18 protein-coding genes are annotated in these 18,521 nt (G+C 40.2%); 10 read left to right on the top strand and 8 right to left on the bottom strand.

All coding sequences use genetic code 11. The features are described 5' to 3' along the window. Positions 1 to 666 precede the first annotated feature (666 nt). Complete coding sequence (locus BP549_RS09350; protein WP_292374168.1) at positions 667 to 1,083, top strand: DUF356 domain-containing protein; 417 nt, start codon at positions 667 to 669, stop codon at positions 1,081 to 1,083. 91 nt (positions 1,084 to 1,174) lie between these two features. Here BP549_RS09350 and BP549_RS09355 read toward each other — a convergent pair whose 3' ends face one another. Both BP549_RS09355 and BP549_RS09360 read right to left on the bottom strand, forming a co-directional pair. After that, positions 1,175 to 1,606: a toprim domain-containing protein gene (locus BP549_RS09355; protein WP_292374170.1), complete on the bottom strand. Its 432-nt coding sequence runs from the start codon at positions 1,604 to 1,606 to the stop codon at positions 1,175 to 1,177. A 138-nt stretch (positions 1,607 to 1,744) separates the two neighbouring features. Then, positions 1,745 to 2,062: a DUF167 domain-containing protein gene (locus BP549_RS09360; RefSeq protein ID WP_394339076.1), complete on the bottom strand. Its 318-nt coding sequence runs from the start codon at positions 2,060 to 2,062 to the stop codon at positions 1,745 to 1,747. Positions 2,063 to 2,921: 859 nt separating this feature from the next. Between BP549_RS09360 and BP549_RS09365 the strand changes: the two genes are divergently transcribed. The 4 genes from BP549_RS09365 (at position 2,922) to BP549_RS09380 (ending at position 6,308) form a co-directional block, all read left to right on the top strand. Then, positions 2,922 to 4,031 (top strand): amidohydrolase family protein, encoded by a 1,110-nt coding sequence (locus BP549_RS09365; RefSeq protein ID WP_292380041.1) that lies wholly within the window; start codon positions 2,922 to 2,924, stop codon positions 4,029 to 4,031. 18 nt (positions 4,032 to 4,049) lie between these two features. After that, positions 4,050 to 4,502, top strand: coding sequence for a universal stress protein (locus BP549_RS09370; protein WP_292374174.1), 453 nt, complete (start codon positions 4,050 to 4,052; stop codon positions 4,500 to 4,502). Between the two features lie 85 nt (positions 4,503 to 4,587). Continuing rightward, the gene (locus BP549_RS09375; RefSeq protein WP_292374176.1) at positions 4,588 to 5,442 is read left to right on the top strand and encodes a CBS domain-containing protein; all 855 of its coding nucleotides are present in this window, start codon (positions 4,588 to 4,590) and stop codon (positions 5,440 to 5,442) included. Positions 5,443 to 5,618: 176 nt separating this feature from the next. Further along, a complete protein-coding gene (locus BP549_RS09380; RefSeq protein WP_292374178.1) occupies positions 5,619 to 6,308 on the top strand; it encodes a 2,5-diamino-6-(ribosylamino)-4(3H)-pyrimidinone 5'-phosphate reductase in 690 nt (229 codons plus the stop codon). Positions 6,309 to 6,397: 89 nt separating this feature from the next. Here BP549_RS09380 and BP549_RS09385 read toward each other — a convergent pair whose 3' ends face one another. Beyond that, positions 6,398 to 7,114 carry a YkgJ family cysteine cluster protein gene (locus BP549_RS09385; protein ID WP_292380042.1) on the bottom strand — a complete coding sequence of 239 codons (717 nt, stop codon included), beginning with the start codon at positions 7,112 to 7,114 and terminating at the stop codon, positions 6,398 to 6,400. Positions 7,115 to 7,472: 358 nt separating this feature from the next. On the opposite strand from BP549_RS09385, the gene BP549_RS09390 reads away from it, so the two are divergent. After that, on the top strand, positions 7,473 to 7,646 hold the full coding sequence (locus tag BP549_RS09390; RefSeq protein ID WP_292374182.1) for a DUF5350 domain-containing protein: 174 nt from the start codon (positions 7,473 to 7,475) through the stop codon (positions 7,644 to 7,646). Between the two features lie 157 nt (positions 7,647 to 7,803). On the opposite strand, the gene crcB (BP549_RS09395) is transcribed toward BP549_RS09390, so the two are convergent. The 4 genes from crcB (BP549_RS09395) to BP549_RS09410 all read right to left on the bottom strand — a co-directional run bounded on the left by crcB (BP549_RS09395) (position 7,804) and on the right by BP549_RS09410 (position 10,368). Continuing rightward, on the bottom strand, positions 7,804 to 8,172 hold the full coding sequence (gene crcB, locus BP549_RS09395; protein WP_292380045.1) for a fluoride efflux transporter CrcB: 369 nt from the start codon (positions 8,170 to 8,172) through the stop codon (positions 7,804 to 7,806). Positions 8,173 to 8,176: 4 nt separating this feature from the next. Continuing rightward, entirely contained in the window at positions 8,177 to 8,557 is a 381-nt protein-coding gene (gene crcB, locus BP549_RS09400; protein WP_292380787.1) for a fluoride efflux transporter CrcB, read from the bottom strand. A 303-nt stretch (positions 8,558 to 8,860) separates the two neighbouring features. Continuing rightward, complete coding sequence (glp, locus tag BP549_RS09405; protein ID WP_292380048.1) at positions 8,861 to 10,054, bottom strand: gephyrin-like molybdotransferase Glp; 1,194 nt, start codon at positions 10,052 to 10,054, stop codon at positions 8,861 to 8,863. A gap of 20 nt (positions 10,055 to 10,074) precedes the next feature. After that, on the bottom strand, positions 10,075 to 10,368 hold the full coding sequence (locus tag BP549_RS09410; RefSeq protein WP_292380049.1) for a ubiquitin-like small modifier protein 1: 294 nt from the start codon (positions 10,366 to 10,368) through the stop codon (positions 10,075 to 10,077). A 77-nt stretch (positions 10,369 to 10,445) separates the two neighbouring features. Between BP549_RS09410 and BP549_RS09415 the strand changes: the two genes are divergently transcribed. The 3 genes from BP549_RS09415 to BP549_RS09425 all read left to right on the top strand — a co-directional run bounded on the left by BP549_RS09415 (position 10,446) and on the right by BP549_RS09425 (position 14,056). Then, on the top strand, positions 10,446 to 12,074 hold the full coding sequence (locus BP549_RS09415; RefSeq protein ID WP_292380051.1) for a flippase activity-associated protein Agl23: 1,629 nt from the start codon (positions 10,446 to 10,448) through the stop codon (positions 12,072 to 12,074). Positions 12,075 to 12,162: 88 nt separating this feature from the next. Beyond that, positions 12,163 to 12,780, top strand: coding sequence for an HPP family protein (locus tag BP549_RS09420; protein WP_292380054.1), 618 nt, complete (start codon positions 12,163 to 12,165; stop codon positions 12,778 to 12,780). 85 nt (positions 12,781 to 12,865) lie between these two features. Beyond that, the gene (locus BP549_RS09425; RefSeq protein WP_292380056.1) at positions 12,866 to 14,056 is read left to right on the top strand and encodes a cation:proton antiporter; all 1,191 of its coding nucleotides are present in this window, start codon (positions 12,866 to 12,868) and stop codon (positions 14,054 to 14,056) included. 45 nt (positions 14,057 to 14,101) lie between these two features. Here the strand turns inward: BP549_RS09425 and BP549_RS09430 are convergent, their stop codons facing one another. Continuing rightward, positions 14,102 to 16,867 (bottom strand): cation-translocating P-type ATPase, encoded by a 2,766-nt coding sequence (locus BP549_RS09430; protein ID WP_292380058.1) that lies wholly within the window; start codon positions 16,865 to 16,867, stop codon positions 14,102 to 14,104. Positions 16,868 to 17,126: 259 nt separating this feature from the next. Between BP549_RS09430 and BP549_RS09435 the strand changes: the two genes are divergently transcribed. Further along, positions 17,127 to 18,461: an NAD(P)/FAD-dependent oxidoreductase gene (locus tag BP549_RS09435; RefSeq protein ID WP_292380060.1), complete on the top strand. Its 1,335-nt coding sequence runs from the start codon at positions 17,127 to 17,129 to the stop codon at positions 18,459 to 18,461. Positions 18,462 to 18,521: the final 60 nt, after the last annotated feature.

Here is an 18,521-nt window from a genome sequence, read left to right on the forward strand (position 1 = left end):
CCAAATAAAACCACTCTCTGATAATTTTAGTAAAGTCAGTATAATTATATAATTTGTGAAATTGAATCTTATTATATAGAATTAAAAAGTAATAATATATAGAAACCCGGAAAAGGAGAAACTCAAAAAAAAACATTTCTTATTGGGAGATGAAAACTTTCTTATTGAGAAATATTATTGGTTTTTTTGTCTTGGGAAGATTGGAAATAATTACCCAGTTAAAAAGTAATCACTCTAAATAGGTAAACATCTCTCTAGGATATGTTTTTGTAAACAAATTGTTTTCTATGTTGCCCATATCTAGAGAGTAACTATAACTCACTTATTCTAAACACCTAAGAGCCGATATTATTTCAAAACGAATATATATACGAGGAATATAACTATAGAATACGTGACTTCATAACTGGAAGCGTATACTACATCTGAAAAAAGAAATTGCAAGGAACCCTTATAATTTTTGAAAATCTCATAAATGAGAGAAATAAATTTTACAGCCCGGAGCCTAGACTATTTATAGTACCATAAAAGCGCTAAAAAGGTCATAGGAAACCAGTAATTTTCGAAATCCCTGGCTGTTCAGCATATCTCATACACAAAGATTATTATAGGGGTAAATCCATATCGAAATGGGGATAACTTCAGTATATTGGTGGTGTGTAAAAAATGAAATCATTCGCATTAGTCCGGGCAGACGACTCGGATAAGGTAAAAATAGCCTTACATGATCTAGAACGATACGGACATATTCAATTTTCAGCTACTCCAAAATGCATAGAACCAAACTATGCTGATGAACTTCTTGTTAGTGTAATGGGTGTATCCCTTAAGTCAAAATGTAATTCTGCAGCACTGGTGGAATTGAATAATCATGCAGGGGCGGCAATTAGTAGGTTAAAGAAAATTCATCCTCCTGCTCATATAATCATTATCAGTCCAAGACACAAAATGTTTGAAGAGCTGGCTGGCAAGTTTCCAAAATATCCGGAATTTGACCGAACATTCAATCATCAGAAGAATCCACAAAGTATGGAAATGATTCAGGAAAAAGGAGAAACTTCCAATCCCATGCATAAAGAATGAAAGAACTTCGCCAGTTATAGATATAAATTTAAATACTAAGTTTAATATTAATTTTTGAGTTTGACTCTTAATTTCTTTTTTAAGATATAAATTATTTGAAACCCTTATTTGAGCGGGAGCCAGTTTTCATTCTCAGCTTGGAAACATAGGAGTATAGGCTTTCTACATCTTTGATTTCCTTCTGAGAGATGAACCGAAGTTTATTTCGGATTTCAAGCTCGGGTTTCAAACCAAAACTTTGGAAATATCCTGAAAGCTTTATAGCCAGTATGTCACCTCGTCTGTCCCAATCGGTTAATATAATTACTTCGCTACCAAGCTGGGCAATTCTCTCGGAGAAATTAAAAAGAGAGTGTTGAGTTGCAAGTTCAAAATTGCCTTCAATTCCAAGCCTTTTTAGTGAAAGGACATCTCTTTTTCCTTCAACAATAATAATTGCTCCCTTTTCTGAATACTCGGAGAGTTCGGAGAGTATCTCTTCAATTCTTTCAAGCCTTTTTCGGTAAGTTTCAACATCAGCCACGTTGTCTGCAACCTTTTTATTAATTAAAACTGTAAAAGAACTGCAATTTAAAGAGAACTTCCTTTTGCTTGGTAGGAGATAGAAAAGTTACTCTTAAAATCCGGTTCTTTTTTAAATACTGTCTTTTTGAATCCGAAGTTATTTTTTTAAATGAGCTCCAAAAATTGAAATTGCCTGTTGATATGAAACTCCTTTTAACAATAAGGACTTCTTACTGCTTGTTGCCCCGCTGTGTATAAGAATATTCGAACTGCTAATTCCAAAGAGTTTAGCTAGGCATTCTACAAGCTGTTCGTTTGCCTTTCCTTTCTGGGCATTTTTAGTTAGCTTTACTTCAATTCGCTTGCGCCACTCATTATAACCGCTCGGAACTGAAATCGATTTAGAACCGGGAGTAACCTCTATATCAACAATTATACTGGATCCCAGATCTGTTATTGCCTCTTCAAAGGACATATCTATTATCTTTCTGAAGGTATTATATAAATCAATAACGGATTGACCCATTAAAGTAAAGAAATAACCGGAAACAATAGTAGATATAAAATTAAAAGATTTCAGACAGATGAGATTGGCTATGTAGAAGTCCTCTGGAAAAGTTACGCTGGCTTATCCGACTGCAAGCTAGCGGAATATTAGGCTAAAATAAAAATTAGATTCCATTACTCAAAGAACACCTGAAAAAATTTTTAAAATAAGGAGAAAAATAGTGCTGTAGCCCTGGCGCACTAACTCCGAAAGCTCATCCTCTGGTTTTCCGCAGTCACTTTCAGTTACCCTCGTGCAGGGCCAGTGTCACACTATCGATGTACCGCATTGGGGTTGTCTGTACACTCACAGTCAGGATTTTCCATTACCTCATGCAAGGACCTATACAATGCGACGGAACTATATTACATATACAATAATATATAAAAATATCGGAGAACTATGGATTTACTATCTTGCATATATTTTTAAGGAGGCATTTATATTAAAGACCTATTTATCTCAAGAGATAATGGTTTCAACTCGAAGAGCAACATAAAGCAACCTGAGAACGTGGAAAGATAGTTTGAATAAATACAGAATAACTGTAAATTATAAATAATGACAGGCGTTCATTAAACTATTTAAAAAGGAAAAAAGTAATAAGCAATTTAAATCCTTAAAAAATCATATTTTCAGAAATTGGATTCTTAAAAAGTAAAACTTTAAAAGATACATTCTAAAAAGAGTATAACATAAAAAATTTGAAGAAAACCTTATATATTATGTATATATTTGCTCTACAAATTTAGCACAGGTGCTTAATGGATAGCTGAGGTGCGTATATATGTACGGCACTGAACAGATAATTCCCGGGATAATTATTGCAGGCCCTGAACTAGAACCGATTGAGGGTTACGTCTGCATAAAGAAAGGAATAATTACTGAAATTGGGGAAGAGCGTACATCCTCTACGAACATAATTGCTCCCTGTTTTGTCAATGCACATACTCACCTTGGAGATTCGGTATTCAAAGATCCCCCTCTGGGAAAAGTCTCCGGATTTCGGATTCAAAGAGACCTAGATACTCTTGTAAAGCCTCCTGACGGGTTAAAGCATAAGATATTAAGAGAAACACCATACAAAACTCTGATCGAGTGCATGAGAAAGTCCCTGCTGGACATGATAGAAACCGGAACCTGTGCTTTTGCTGATTTCAGAGAAGGGGGTGTTGTAGGGGTATCCGCTCTGAATAAGGCGCTCGAAGGACTTAAACTTCACTCCATGGTACTTGGTAGACCTGCAGAGCCTGAATTGCCTCTTCAGGTCGTGCTGTCTGAAGTAAAAAGGATTTTTCTGCGTTCCACCGGACTTGGAATGAGTGGGGCAAATGACCTTGATCTCGAATTATTGGAGGAGATTGCTACTTTTACACGACAGCACAAAAAATTATTTGCAATCCATGCAGGAGAAAAAGATACGAGTGATATAGAAAAAGCATTGTCTCTGGAACCGGATCTCCTGATTCATTTGACAAATGCTACAAAAAGAGATATTGAATACGTAGCTGATGCGAAGATTCCGGTTGTTGTCTGTCCCAGATCGAACCTTATTACTGGAGTGGGAATGGCACCTATTGCCGAAATGCTGGAAGCTGGAATAACAGTAGCTGCAGGAACGGATAATGTAATGTTAAATTCTGTAAATATGTTTGCTGAAATGGAATTTATGTCTAAAATTTATTCAATTGACGATAGGCAAGTATTTAAAATTTGTACACTTAATGGTTCCTTTGTAATGGGATCTGATTCTACGGGTTCAATACAAAAGGGGAATAAAGCTAATCTCATGATCCTGAATGGAAGTTCCAATAATCTTGCAGGAATAAAGAACCCCATAAGTGGAATCACAAGAAGGGCAAGACCCGATGATATACTATCGGTATTTCATTCGTAAAACAAATGGAGAACAAATATGATGAGCGAATTTTACCGGAACATAGTGATTGCAACAGACGGATCTGAAAACACCCTGAGAGCTATTTCTTACGGTATTGAGCTTGCAAAACTCAGCGGGGCCACAGTTCACGCTCTTTACGTAATAGATATGACTTCTTTTTCTTCGATACCTATGGATGCGGGCTGGGAAGAAATGTATAATATCCTGAGAGAAGAGGGGGAGAAAGCAATATCCGTGGTAAAGGAACGCGGAAAGGTCTCAGGAGTTGAAGTTAGAGAAATGATTTTGGAAGGTCACCCAAGCAATGAGATTATAGATTTTGCAGAGAAAAATAATGTTGATCTGATAGTTGTAGGTACCCTTGGCAAAACCGGGCTCGACAGATTTCTGATGGGGAGCGTTGCGGATAAAGTAGTAAGAGGCTCGAAAGTCCCTGTCCTGGTAGTCCGGAGTGAAAAACAAAGTTAAGACTTTCTGTTGACTGGAAGCCTTTTGAGAGAAGAGACATAGTAGAAGAAAACCAGGATTCAAAATACATAAAGGTGTAGATTACATGCCAAAAAGCATCTTCATTGAAGATATCATGGTAAGGGATGTAGCAAGCGCAACCCTTCCAGGTTCAAGGGACGAAGTTCTTAAAATTCTAAAGAACAAACACATTTCAGGAGTTCCGGTACTTAAAGATTCTAAAGTTGTGGGAATTGTAACCAGGACAAATCTTTTACAGAACCCTGAAGAAGAGCAACTAGCTCTTCTTATGACACGGGATCCGATAACCATATCCCCTGGGTCAGATCTGCAGACTGCAGCACGCTTACTTTTGGAACATGGCATAAGAAGGCTTCCGGTAGTAGATGACGGGAAGCTTGTAGGGCTTGTTACCGTGGCAGACGTTGTAGGCGCAATTGCAGATATGAACATTGATATTCCGATTAAGGACTATGTAGAAAAAGAAGTCGTTGCAATTTACAGTGAAACACCTCTGCCTGTTGCTGCCAGGATTATGGAGCTTGCAGTTGTTAAAGCCGTTCCAGTACTCGATGCAAACTTAGAGCTCGTAGGAATAATTTCAGACCGTGACGTTATTGCTGCCAGCATAATTGAAGATAGTGTAGAGATGTCAGACATGTCTGCAGGTCAGGATGACGATGCTTGGACCTGGGAGTCAATGCGAGACACCATGAGCATCTATTACAGTGTATCAAGAATTAAGGTTCCCAACCTTATCGGAAGCGATATAATGATCAAGGAACCAATCACTGCCACGTATATTGCATCGGTCAGTGACTGTGCACGGAAAATGAAGCGGAACAGGATCGACCAGGTCCCGATCATTAATTCAAACCGTAAACTTCAGGGACTTTTGAGAGACCACGATCTCCTGAAGCCTCTAATAGAAATCGAATAAGTTCAGATTAAATTTCGTTTCAAAGAATTGTTAAACCTTTTAACTTGAAGCGAAGAAGAAAAAAACTGTTTAAGAAAAAAATAAGGCTATTTGATGCCTATTCAAGAATTTTTCAAGAAAGGAGGCAAGTTTCCCGAGAAACACCTCCTAAGCTACTTTTTTCAGGAGCTAGAAAAATGGACAGACCTTTTGTTTTTATAAATTCTGCTATGTCAGCCGACGGCAAACTCTCAACAAAAAAAAGAAAACAGGTCAGAATCTCCGGAAAACTTGATTTTGAAAGGGTCGACGAACTCCGAGCCCAAATAGATGCAATTATGGTGGGAATAGGAACCGTCCTTTCAGACGATCCGAGCTTAACTGTAAAGTCTCCAGAAAGAAGAGCAGCGAGAAAAGCTGCTGGAAAAAGTGAAAATCCGGTAAGGATTATTGTTGACAGTTCAGCAAGGACTCCTCTTGATGCCGATATTTTCAAAAAAGGAGAGGGAATGAAGATAATCGCAGTTTCAAATTCTGCTCCTGCCGAAAAGATAAAAAAACTGGAAGAAAAAGCTCTCGTTATTAAAGCAGGGACTGAAAAAGTTGACCTTCCTGAGCTTGCAGTAAGATTAAAGGAAATGGGTATAAATACACTTATGGTAGAGGGAGGAGCAACCCTCAACTGGGGAATGCTTTCTGCAGGCCTTGTTGATGAAATTTACACCTTTATAGGAAACCTTATTATAGGCGGCGCTACAGCCCCAACTTTCACTGACGGAGAAGGATTTTCAGAAACTGAAATCCCTGAGCTGGAGCTGTCTTCAGCCGAAAAAATCGAAGATGGGATACTCCTTAAATGGAAGGTAAAAGACAAAAAAGCAAGGTAAAAAGGAAGATAATATTTATAATCCCTTTTTTTCATTTAAACAGTTGTTTGAATTTTTAAATCTGCTTTTTTATCTATTAGATTCTGTTCTTAATCAGCATCAGGCTTGAGATCGCATTTTTCAAACCCGCCCTTATAGCATACAAACACTTCAAGTTCGCACTTGCCCTTAAGAAATTCACGTATTTTGCGGTCATATATGCTTTGAACGTGTTTCAGGCCATTTTTTCTGAAGTGGGCTTCCACAGCTTCAAGAAACCCGATCATCTGTATAAGGTAAGCCTCTTCATAGGCTCTGGTTTCTCGCGCAATTGCTTCACATTCGGAGTTGTCAAGTTCGGAATAATAGCTTCCATGCTCGTTTAAGCCGCTTATCTGGCGCCAGTCCACCTTGCCTGAGTCGTCAGCTTCCCGATGGAGCATATAAGGATAAACCCTGCAGATTGAAGGACGTTTATCATAAATTTTGCAGCGCTTATTCTCAAGGAAAATACAGGAACCGTCTGGCTTTGTTTTCAGGGCGTAGCCTGAAACATAAAACCTGCCCTTTTGGTCACAAAACTCGTAATAAGGAGCAGGAGTGATGGAATCCGGATTTATTTGCCTTATAATGACCAGATCGGCATCTAGCAGGAAAACATGGTCGTTAAACTCTTTGGTACAACAGCGTGCGCAGAGTTCACACCTGAATCCCAGTTCTTTAATAATGCCTATAAATTCAGAGTCAGGAAATTTCTTTACGCCTGCAAGTTCTTCCTGTGCATCTGCAAGCCTTGTTTCAATGTCATTCTTTTTTACGCTAATCACCTTTTTAAGAAAAAGAATCCTGCAAGTCTACCTGATTTTAATCCAATGTCCGTAACATTTAATTACTAGCATTTCTTTCTATGATAAACCCAAGGCTTGATGACATTTATAATTTCGCACTTTCAGGCTTTTAAGGAATATTAGATATTCTTCAAAATCATTGAGAATTATCGATTTAACACTATCGAACCAGGAAATACCTGCTTAAATATCTGTTTATTGAGACCCTGCCGAGGAGAAGAAAAAAATCCGCGGCAACCGGCAGTGTCCAGCAATAAGCGAATACCTGGATATATTACGTGATAAATTACAAATAAATTCAGAGAATATTAAAATTAAAGTTTAACGAGGAATGATAATGGGCAAAACCGGCAGTATTGATTGGGTAAAAGTAAAAGGCAGAAAAGGCAGAGTAATCAAGGTCCAGAAGTCACAGGCTCAAAAAGCACACCCAGGACCTGCACAGCGCTTCACTTCTTCAGGTCACAAGAGGCGCTTTATCAGAAGATCTGCAAAAGCTCTTGTAAAATGATTTTAAGAGCTTTTTAATTTAACTTTTTTGAGTTACTTTTTTAACTTAACTTTTTTGAATTTTCTTTTGAAATCTTCGTTTTTATAAAGTAGCTTTTTAGATGCATTTACATTGTACTTACTTCGGGAGTCCATTACGGGCTTGGGCGATTTCAAGCTCACAAACCGACAATCAGATCTGCAATGCTTACCCCTGCGAGGCAGAGTGCAACGTTAAGAAAAATATTCAGGAAAAACGAGAGATTTTTTCCTTCTTCAAGCAATTTGAAAGTTTCATACGCGAAGGTAGAAAACGTGGTAAAGGAACCTAAAATTCCCATATTTACAAAATAAACCATAGATTGTGGCTCAGAAGAAAAAGTGAGAATGGCAAGCATAATAGTACCTAAGAGGTTCACGATAAGTGTGCCTGCAGGGATGTTCTTGATCCTGGGAACCCGGCTTAAAACCGTATATCTAAGGCATGCCCCTATGAAACCGCCCATACCTATCAAAAAGAGTTTTCCCAGTCCTGGAAAGGAGAACATCTCTTTATTTCTCCCTGCCTGAAAGGGCTTTTATTGTGCTCCTTCCCATAAACACACCAGCTAGGGTAAGAAACAGGTTGACGCTAATATTTCCTAGAGCAGGGAGAAAGGGTAGGTTGAAAGACTGAACTGCAAACGTGGAAAATGTTGTAAAGGCTCCAATAAACCCGGTCCCGAAAGCAAGCTTTCCTTTTGGGCCTATAAACCCAATATACTCCGTGTCGTACATTAGCAGGCCGAGCAGAAAACTTCCTAACACATTCACAGAAAGGGTACCGAGATGTGCTTCCATGGGCTCACAGAGTAAAAACCGGCAGATTGCTCCAAGGAACCCACCGACCCCTATGAGAAAAATCTTATCCAGATCTTTATACGTGGAAGGCATCATTTTCACTTAAAGAATCGCTTGAAAATTTAGATTTTAGTCTGAACAATTAGCTCAAAACATTTTAGATAAGAATATTTAGCTCGGGTTTCTCTGCTTAATTAGCCCTTGAAGTATAAAACTTTATCTAAGAAAGGGGAAGAGTCCTTCCGGAACTTCGAAGGAGAAAAGAAGAGTAATTCACCTATAATTTAACCTGTTTTCATAAAAGAAGCAGAATAAAAGTTACTGTAACTCTTTTCCATAAAACAATAAGACTAAACAATAAGATCAAAAAAGGTATTTTGAGAGAAAAAGAGAGTATTACTCGATTAAGAAGACATCTACCTCTTCTCCTTCTTCATACCCTTCAATGTTTTCTGGCACAAGTACATACCCATCAGCCTTTGCAACTGAACTCAGAACCCCGGATTTGGCTCCGGTCAAAGGGCGAACCCTATCTCCTTCAAAGACAACGCGGATGAAATTAACGTACCCTATTTTCGAACTGATTTTTGCAGCCAGGCGCCTTTTAAGAATAAGCTCGGGAATCTCCGGAATTGTGGCCAGTTTCCTTAGACCGGGGCGGACAAAGAAATAGAGGGCAACAAGGCTGGCAACAGGGTAACCGGGCAGACAAACGACAGGGATATTGTTTATAATTCCAAGAGCTGCCGGTTTTCCAGGACTGACGCCTATGCCATGTACGAGTAGTTCTCCGAGAGACGCTACAACCTCAGGGGCATGATCTCTTTTTCCTACTGAGGTTCCGCCTGAAAGAATGATCATATCGGCATCCAGGTTCGATTTTATGGCCTTTTTTATACTATCCGGGTTATCAGGCACTATATCGAGATATTGGGGAATCCCACCCCATTTTTTCACATAAAGGACCGACATTAGCCCATTAGTCTCAAGCACCATACCCTGAGGAGGAACACCCACGCTCTTTTTACGGCTTACTAGCTCGTCTCCTGTAGGAATAACTGCAATAACAGGCTTTTCGAAAACCTTCACCCTATCAAACCCAAGAGATGCCAGCACAGCTACATCACACGGGCGGAGAAAGTGTCCCTCTTCAAAAACCCTATCTTCTTTTTTTATATCTTCTCCGATCTGTCCTACATTTCTGTTCGGGTAGACCTGAGCTCTGATCTCGACAAGGTTTCCTGCAGTAGAGGTATCCTCAACCACTACGACAGCATCGGTTCCTTCAGGCATTGCAGCCCCGGTATGGACCCAGATCGTACTTCCTTCCTCTATCCGGTCAGAAAGCTGCAGCATTACCGGATTTGTAGGAGAAGCTCCCATAGTGTCGGAAGCCCTTACCGCGTACCCATCCATAGCAGCACGCCGATAATGAGGCACATTCCTTTCCGAGATTACAGCTTCTGCAAGTACCCTGCCTGCACAGGTTTCGAGTGAAATTTCTTCTGTTTTCTTCAGAGCAGAAATACGCTCGAGAAAAAGTTTCAAAGCTTGATCAACCGAAGTTCGCTCTTTGAATATCCTGCCCATGATCTCCCTTCCCGAAAGAATTAGCCTCCTGAAACCGGAGGCAGGACTGCAAGCTCATCGCCATCCGAAAGAAGGGTATCAAGCCCGTCTAGATGCCGGACATTGTTTCCGTTTATAAGGACATTAATTGAACCGCACATAACAGGAACTTCACTTTCTCCTTCGGGTTTCTCAAAAATAAGATGCTTTAACTCGGGATATCTTTCAGTAAGGGACAAAAGGATATCAATAACCTTTTCTCCCGACAGTTGCAGCTCCGATGCGCCTGCCTTTTCACGTAAATTTGCAAATAATTTGATTTTTACCTCAGCCATGAGAGACTATTCCATCCTATCCCTTAAATATATGTATGCTTATAAAGAAACAGCTACACTGAAGGGTTTGGGGAATAATGCAGCAAGGTCAGGATTACAATATCGAAAACTCACCAGGGCTTTCTGAAAAAAAATATAAAATACTGGGATTTCTGATCCTCCTTTTTGCCCTGTTAATAAAATTGTTTGACCTGGGGGATCGAATATTTCATCACGATGAAAGCGTACATGCCAGTTTTACCCTTAAACTTCTAGAAACCGGGCAATACAAATATGATCCGGCTTATCATGGCCCTTTTCTGTTCCATTCTACAGCAGTTATCTTTCACTTTCTGGGGATAAACGACACAACCGCACGCCTGATCCCTGTATTCTTCGGAGTAGCGACAATCCTCCTGATCTTTTTACTTAAGAAGGAACTTGGGAAAAGAGGTGTACTCTGGTCGGCCTTCTTGCTATCTTTTTCTCCGAGTATGGTATATTTCTCAAGATTCTTCAGGAATGATCTAATCATTGTTTTCTGTACTCTGGCTACTGTTATAGGGGGTATTCGCTACCTTGAGAACCTTCACAGCCCAAAGCGATACCAATATCTAATCCTTGCCGCTTCTTCTCTTGCTGTTGCCGTATCCTCAAAAGAGAATGCTTATCTAATCATTCTCATGTTCGGAGCTTATGCAGGGGTTTATTCTTTATACAGGTTTTATTCCGGCTGGAAAAAAGAAAAATTGAGCCTTAAAAGGGCCATTTTTCTTAAAAGCTCGGCTATTTCCCCATTCCTGCCGGAAATTCTGATTTCAGGCACTCTATTCATTTTTATAATGATGATATTCTACACAAGCCTTTTTAGAATCCCGGAGACTATTTTTTCAATTGTGGGAAGAGCTTTTTCCCACTGGATGGAGATGCACAGAATTGAACGTATAGGGGGCCCTTTTTATTATTATATTCCTATTCTTCTTGTATACGAAAGTCCGATTCTGATCTTCGGAACTGCAGGTATTGTCCATTTTCTGAGAAAGAAGGGGAAAAATGCCTCCTTTTTCCTGTTTGTATCTTACTGGGCAATTGCGAGTTTACTGCTCTATTCTTATCTCCAGGAAAAAGTCCCCTGGCTTGTTGTACACATTGTCCTTCCCTTCGGGATTCTGGCAGGGGCTTACCTTGGGGATTTCTTTTCCAGGGAGCCTAGACGAAGACAGGAGAATTTGTCAGGCATAGAAGACATGAGTTCCGGAACAGGCAAAAATTCTGCTTCCGGGATAAGATATTCAAGAGCCCATATTCTTGTCGTTGGAATTCTAGCACTTACCCTGATAATATCCCTGACCCAGTGTATTTCCGTAAATTTTTACAGGAGCATGGAGCCTAATGAACTGATGACGTATTCACAGTCATCTCCGGATATCCGGCAAGTTATGGAGAAAATTGAAGGATTCAATCAGGGGCCTGAAACTCTAAAGATAGCCGTTGTAGATCCCGAAAATCTTTACTGGCCCCTGCCTTGGTACTTAAGGGACTATGAAAAAGCGTCATATTATACAGAGACTCCTGCTAATACGGAATACGATGCAGTAATCGTGCCTGCAGCATATCAAATGTATGAGGTACTTCCGGAAGAGAAGTATGCCTCATATATTTTCTCCTTACGCCCTGGAAAAAACTTTACCCTTTACTATGATAAAAAACTTGAGAAGGATAGATAATGTCTCAGGGAAGGGAAATTAAATTTTTACTAGCAGGGAAATAAAAGCATGTAAAAGGAATAAATATGTAAATGGGGGGAATTTTTAAGTGGGGGCGAATGTGGACAGAACTTTTGAGCTGGAGAATAGCTTTTCAAGGAGGAATTTTCCTCGGGGCAGTAGAAAGGAAGAAGAGACAGAAGATAGAGAGAAGAGAGGAAAACATTCTGGCAAGCATCGGAATTCTCCTGAACCCAGTCCTCCACCCAAATCTGTAAACGAAAGATTTGAAACCTGCCTCTGGATGACAATTGACGAACTCATGACCAGAGAGGTTGTAAAAATCTACGAAAACACACCTGTGGAAGAGATTTTGTCTCTTTATGGAAAATATCCTTACCATATCCTGCCTGTAGTGAATGATAAAAATGAACTTGTGGGCATTATAGATCTCGATATTATTCTTGAAATCCTTCTTTTGTGCCTGGTGCCCAGAGAAAAACATACCCTAATTACGGCAATTAGGTCACTTGGAGAAACAGCAAAAGAGATTATGATTACTCATCCGATAACAATCTCTTTAAACGCCACACTTAAGGATGCTTCCGACCTCATGATGAAGTACAGGCTGGACCGGATCTGCATTATTGAAGATAATAGACTTGTAGGAATAGTGTCCAAGAGAGACATTGTAGAAGAGATTTGCAGAAGAAAAACCAAAAGCTGAGAGAAAAGACAAATTAAAATCCAGACTTCTCGGGAAAAAGAAAATAAAACCAAGATTACCAGAAAAAAGGATTATTAAAAGTAAAATGTGGGGGCCAGCAGTAGTGAGTGCTCTACTTCAACTACTGTTCTTGATTATCAGTGTCAAAATCTTAGGGGAAGCTGCAGAGAGAATTGGTATCCCTTCAGTTACGGGAGAGATTCTGGCCGGAGTCTTACTTGGAACTCTTTTTCTTGATGTAGAAACCGATATAATAACTTTTTTTGCTGAACTGGGATCTATTTTTCTACTTTTCACTGCCGGATATAACGAAGTGAGCCTTAAGAACCTCAAATTTGAATCAATAACAGCGCTTGTTCCGACCCTCTCCCAGATAGTCTTTGCTTTTATCTTCGGCTTTGCGCTTGGAAGAATCTTTGACTTCAATTTTCTTGAAAGCTTTTTTCTGGGAGTAGCATTCAACCCAACAAGCATAGCAGTAGTACTCGGAACTCTTATAAACTTAAACTACCTTTCCAGCAGACCTGGGACGGCAATACTTTCATCTGCATTTCTGGACGATATTATAGCGCTTTTTTTCCTTTCAGTTGTTGTCAACTTCGCCCGTTTTAACCGTATTCCTCCGGTCCTGGGGATTCTTATCATCGCAGGAAAGATCCTGCTTTTTCTACTAATAATGTATATCCTTGGAAATTACCTGTTTCCCAGGCTTTTTATTTACGCGGAGAAGATGCATGCAAAAGAAGCTGTATTTTCCCTGGTGATTATAATAGCTCTTTTTTCTGCATATCTCGCAGAATTATTCGAACTGAGTCCAGCAATAGGAGCATTTACAGGAGGTATAGTGCTGTCGGAAATTCCCCTTGCCAAACTCCAGGATATCCAGAGCAAAGTTTACGGGCTGGCTCATGGAATCTTAATCCCTATTTTTTTCGCGTTTATAGGGTTTTTAATTGATCCGTATGCTCTGAGAAACGCAGGCAGTTTTACTCTTTTAGTTATTCTTGCAGCATTTTCAGGAAAATTAGCAGGAGGTTTTATCGGGTCAAAGGCGATAGGCTTCGATTCTTACGAAAGTTTGATCTTCGGCATAGGGGTTATGCCGAGAGCAGGAATCGAGCTTGTGATACTCACTATAGGACGAGAATTGCAAATAATTAACCAGGAAATATTTTCGGCAATGGTCTTGATGGTAATTGTATCCATCATTATTTCCCCAGCCTGTATGAAATGGGCAATTCAAGCCAGTAGACGAAGGGATAGGGGTAGGCAGTGACAAGGTTTGGAATTAAAATCTGCATTAGACATCTGATTAAAAGTCTTAAATGCGATCGGAATTCGTTTTTCTGGGATTTTTCCCCGGAGAACTTTTCCTTGAGAAATATTTTACAAGTTCCATAGATATGAGCGTGGTAGAAGCAAGAGCCAGTACTACTCCCCATTCAGACAGAGAAAGTGGAACAGTCCTGAACGCAGTCTGGAGAAAAGGAACATAAATTACCATCAGTTGCAGGATTATTGTGATCAGAACTGCATAAACCAGAGGTTTGTTTGTAAAAAGACCCAGAGAAAAGATAGAGTAACGATCAGACCTCCAGTTGAAGGCATTAAACATTTCTGAAAAAACCACAAGGGTAAAAATCAGAGTCTGCAATTTCTCAAGTGGAAAACCACTATCAACCGCCCAGGTTAAAACGATTAAAGCCTGAAGAGCAATTAGCCCTCCGAGTCCCAACCCGGCTGTAATTTCCCGCCGGGTGATAAGCCCTTCCTCAACGTTTCTTGGCTTCTGTCTCATAATACCATTGTCTGGAGGCTCAACTGATAGAGCCATTGGAGGAAGCCCGTCTGTAATCAGGTTAATCCAGAGGATCTGAACCGCAAGCAGAGGTAGGATCTGCCATCCCAGGATAGAAATAAGGACTATGAAAACCTCACCGCTATGAGCTGAGAGCCCGTAAGTGATGAAATTTCTTATGTTTTTGAATATATTTCGCCCTTCCTCAACTGCTGCAACGATGGACGCAAAGTTATCGTCCGTAAGGATCATGCTTGAGGCTTCTTTGCTGACATCCGTGCCTGTAATCCCCATAGCTATCCCCATATCTGCAGCTTTAAGGGCAGGAGCATCATTTACCCCATCCCCTGTCATCGCCACGACATAGCCCTTTTTCTTAAAGGCATCGATTACTCTCAATTTGTGGGTAGGGTAAACCCTAGCATAAACCGAAATCCTTTCGACTTTTTCCTCGAACTCGGCATCTCTAAGGTTATCAAGTTCTGAACCTGTAAGAGTGAGATCGTTTTCCTTTAAAATCCCGAGTTCCTTTGCAATTGCAGACGCCGTAATCTTATGGTCTCCTGTGATCATTACGGTTTTAATGCCTGCATCTGCACATTTCTGGATTGCAATCTTTACTTCCTCTCTAGGGGGGTCTCTCATACCCATTAAACCTGAAAAAGCCATATCTTTTTCAATTTCTTCTGAAGGGATTTCTCCTGAAGAAGTCTTTTCAAGAAACATATCCTCATCCAGAGGTTGGAATGAGAGAGCCATGACCCTGAGGGCTTGGTCAGCCATTTCCCTGACTTTTTCTGCAATCAACTTCTTTATTTCGGGAGATAAAGCCTTAATTTCACCATCAAGAAAAATCTTCGTACATGAGCCTAAAATTACCTCAGGGGCTCCCTTTGAGAAAGCAATAAGACCTTTAACAGGAAAGCTTTCAGACTCGATTTCCAGTTTATTGAAGGTGGTCATTCTTTTTCTTTCAGAGGAAAAGGGTATTTCTCCAAGACGAGGATACTTTTGATCAAGCTCAACTTTACGAAGCCCTGCCTTTGCCGCAGCAACCACAAGAGCTGCCTCAGTCGGATCTCCTTTAATTTCCCATTTCTCATTTTCTTTAAAAAAGTCAGCATCGTTACAAAGAACAGCTCCCAGCAAGAGAGTCTGAAGATGAAGTTCATCTCCAGTAACTTTTACATTTCCCTTAAAAAACTCTCCTTCAGGAGAATATCCTGCTCCTGTAATCTTTAAAATCTGCTCATTGACGCAGATTCTTTCAACTGTCATTTTGTTCTGGGTAAGTGTGCCTGTCTTATCCGAACAGATAACGTTTGTGGCTCCGAGAGTTTCTACAGACGGCAGTTTTCTCACAAGGGCGTGCCTTTTGACCATACGCCTTACCCCAAGCCCAAGCCCTACCGTAACAACTGCAGGAAGAGCTTCAGGGATTGCAGCAACCGCAAGGGCAACCCCCCATAAAAACATATCAAGCAGGGGAAAACCGTAGAAAACGCCAAGCATTGCAACAAAAGCTACAATTATAAGAGTTGCAGCTCCAATCCATCTACCGAACTTGTCAAGGCTTTCCTGTAAAGGAGTTCTGGATCTCTCTATTGTCCCCAAAAGCCCGGCTAGTTCCCCAAAAGTAGTATTCATCCCAGTTGCGGTAACAATCGCACTGCCTCTTCCGTAAGCAACTGAAGTTCCTGTATAAACCATATTTACCCTGTCAGATTCAGGAGTTTCGGAAGGAAGGACTTCAGTACTCTTCTGAACTGGCACGGATTCTCCCGTAAGAGAAGATTCATCAGTTTTGAGATTAAACCCTTTAATGACCCTGGCATCCGCTGGAATGCGGTCTCCAGTCTGAAGCAGAATAATGTCTCCAGGAACGAGCTTTTTTGAAGGAATTTCTTTTTCGACTCCATCCCTTATAACAGTCGCTTCTGGAGAGGTAAGAGACCTTAGAAGTTCAATGGCTTTTTCGGCTTGATATTCCTGCACGAAGCTGAGAATGCCTGCAAGAAAAACTGTAAAAAGAATCACTGTAGCATCGATCAGCTCCCCAAGAAGGACCGAAATGATAGAAGCAATTATCAAAATAACAATTAATATACTTGTAAACTGTGAAATGAAAAGTCGCAGGATCGAGACTTTTTCCTTTTCTTCAAGTTCATTTTCGCCATATTTTTTAAGTCTTTCTTCTGCTTCCTGAGAACTCAAACCTGATTCTGAGACCCCAAGTTCTTCAAAAACGGAGTTTATTTCCTGGTCGTAATACACCCCTTTATCCCTCAAGCCTCCGGGATTATCCGGAGGTATCTCTCAATTAATATATCCTCTTCTCTAATATAAGTTTCAAAGCATATATAGCGGTTAAGCATATCGATATGCTAAGAGATTTTTAAAGGAATATTGGTTATACGAAGCTTTGTGGAAAAAGAGATATAAAACTTTAGCAGTTTTTATACTAAGAAGGGGTCTAGAATCTGTTTGAAATCTTAAGGGACATTAAGATTCTGTTTAAAAGCTAAAACAGATAAGGGAAAAATTGGATATGAAAATCGTAATAATAGGAAGTGGGCTTGCAGGGTTGTCAGCCGGGTACAAGCTCTGCAAATCGAATGAAATTGTTATTTTTGAAAAAGATGAAGAAATTGGGGGGATGGCCGCAAGTTATTGCCAGGACTATAAAGGAAAAAAATATTTTATAGAGAAGTATTATCATCATATATTCAGGAGCGATTCGGAACTTCTTGACCTGATAAGGGAATTAGGACTTGAAATTCAAATGATGTGGCTTAAGGGGAAAAATGCCTATTTCGTAGACGGTAAAAATTATCCTATGAATACTCCTGCTGAAATTCTAAGATTTAAACCTCTTTCGTTTACGGATCTGGTAAAACTTGGGTTGCTGGTGCTTAGGATAAAGCTAATAAATGATACGACTTCCTACGACAGAATAAAGGCGAAAGACTGGATTCTTGATACTGCGGGACAATCTGTATACGAAAACTTTTTTGCTCCTCTCATGAAAAGCAAATTCGGTGAAAATGCCGAAAATGTTTCTGCAGCCTGGCTCATAGGGCGTGTGAAAATAAGGTCAGATAGAGGAAGTGAAGGAGAAAAACTGGGGTACCTGAGAGGAGGGTTCAATTCCCTGATAGAAGCTCTGGCAAGGGAAATCACTGCACAGGGGGGCAGGATCTTACAGAATAAAGCAATAACGGAAATTGTAATCAAAGACAATGCAGTGCAAGGAGTGGTCACAGATGGGGATTTCATACCCTGTGATGCTGTGATTTCAACGGTTGAACCCAGGGTACTGGATGCCCTCACAAAAGGCAAGCTTGGAGCCCTTCACACAACCCTGCAAAGCATCCGCTATCAGGGAACTGCGTGTGCACTTATAGGTCTTGACAAAGAACTTATGAAAGATGGAAATTACTGGTTGAACATAAAAGCTGACGTGCCTTTTGGAGCCGTAATCGAGCATACCAATTTTATGCCTTTTAAGGACTACGGAGAGCACCTTGTCTATGTGACCTCCTATTTCCAAGATGAAAACGATGCTCTCTGGCTAAAGAAGGAAGAAGAAGTCCTGGATTCCTACCTGAAGGGTCTGGAAAAGATGTTTCCTGATTTTTCAAGGGCAGATATCCATTGGGCGAAACTCTTCCGCAGAATGGATACTGCCCCTGTGTATGAACAGGGATACCTTGAAAAGGTTCTGCCGTTTGCTCCAGGACCATCCGGGCTTTACCTGGCAGGAATGTTCTCATCAACCAATTACCCGGAAAGAAGCATGAACGGCTCTGTAAAAGCCGGGTTTGAAGCTGCAAAGTTCTTCATGAAAAAAGACGATAAATGCGAGGTTTGCTGGCTCGACTGAGAGAGGTACCTCCTGTATTTTCATTTCCTGTATATTCATTAGAAGTTTTGTGTATCTGAA

The sequence above is a fragment of the Methanosarcina sp. UBA289 genome, from assembly GCA_002496565.1.
GTDB lineage: Archaea > Halobacteriota > Methanosarcinia > Methanosarcinales > Methanosarcinaceae > Methanosarcina.

Excerpts from the sequence above, each read along its gene's own strand:
- BP549_RS09350 (WP_292374168.1), top strand. The coding sequence starts at position 667 with ATGAAATCATTCGCATTAGTCCGGGCAGACGACTCGGATAAGGTAAAA.
- BP549_RS09360 (WP_394339076.1), bottom strand. The coding sequence starts at position 2,062 with ATGTCCTTTGAAGAGGCAATAACAGATCTGGGATCCAGTATAATTGTT.
- BP549_RS09365 (WP_292380041.1), top strand. The coding sequence starts at position 2,922 with ATGTACGGCACTGAACAGATAATTCCCGGGATAATTATTGCAGGCCCT.
- BP549_RS09370 (WP_292374174.1), top strand. The coding sequence starts at position 4,050 with ATGATGAGCGAATTTTACCGGAACATAGTGATTGCAACAGACGGATCT.
- BP549_RS09375 (WP_292374176.1), top strand. The coding sequence starts at position 4,588 with ATGCCAAAAAGCATCTTCATTGAAGATATCATGGTAAGGGATGTAGCA.
- BP549_RS09380 (WP_292374178.1), top strand. The coding sequence starts at position 5,619 with ATGGACAGACCTTTTGTTTTTATAAATTCTGCTATGTCAGCCGACGGC.
- BP549_RS09390 (WP_292374182.1), top strand. The coding sequence starts at position 7,473 with ATGGGCAAAACCGGCAGTATTGATTGGGTAAAAGTAAAAGGCAGAAAA.
- crcB (WP_292380045.1), bottom strand. The coding sequence starts at position 8,172 with ATGTTCTCCTTTCCAGGACTGGGAAAACTCTTTTTGATAGGTATGGGC.
- crcB (WP_292380787.1), bottom strand. The coding sequence starts at position 8,557 with ATGCCTTCCACGTATAAAGATCTGGATAAGATTTTTCTCATAGGGGTC.
- glp (WP_292380048.1), bottom strand. The coding sequence starts at position 10,054 with ATGGGCAGGATATTCAAAGAGCGAACTTCGGTTGATCAAGCTTTGAAA.
- BP549_RS09410 (WP_292380049.1), bottom strand. The coding sequence starts at position 10,368 with ATGGCTGAGGTAAAAATCAAATTATTTGCAAATTTACGTGAAAAGGCA.
- BP549_RS09415 (WP_292380051.1), top strand. The coding sequence starts at position 10,446 with ATGCAGCAAGGTCAGGATTACAATATCGAAAACTCACCAGGGCTTTCT.
- BP549_RS09425 (WP_292380056.1), top strand. The coding sequence starts at position 12,866 with ATGTGGGGGCCAGCAGTAGTGAGTGCTCTACTTCAACTACTGTTCTTG.
- BP549_RS09435 (WP_292380060.1), top strand. The coding sequence starts at position 17,127 with ATGAAAATCGTAATAATAGGAAGTGGGCTTGCAGGGTTGTCAGCCGGG.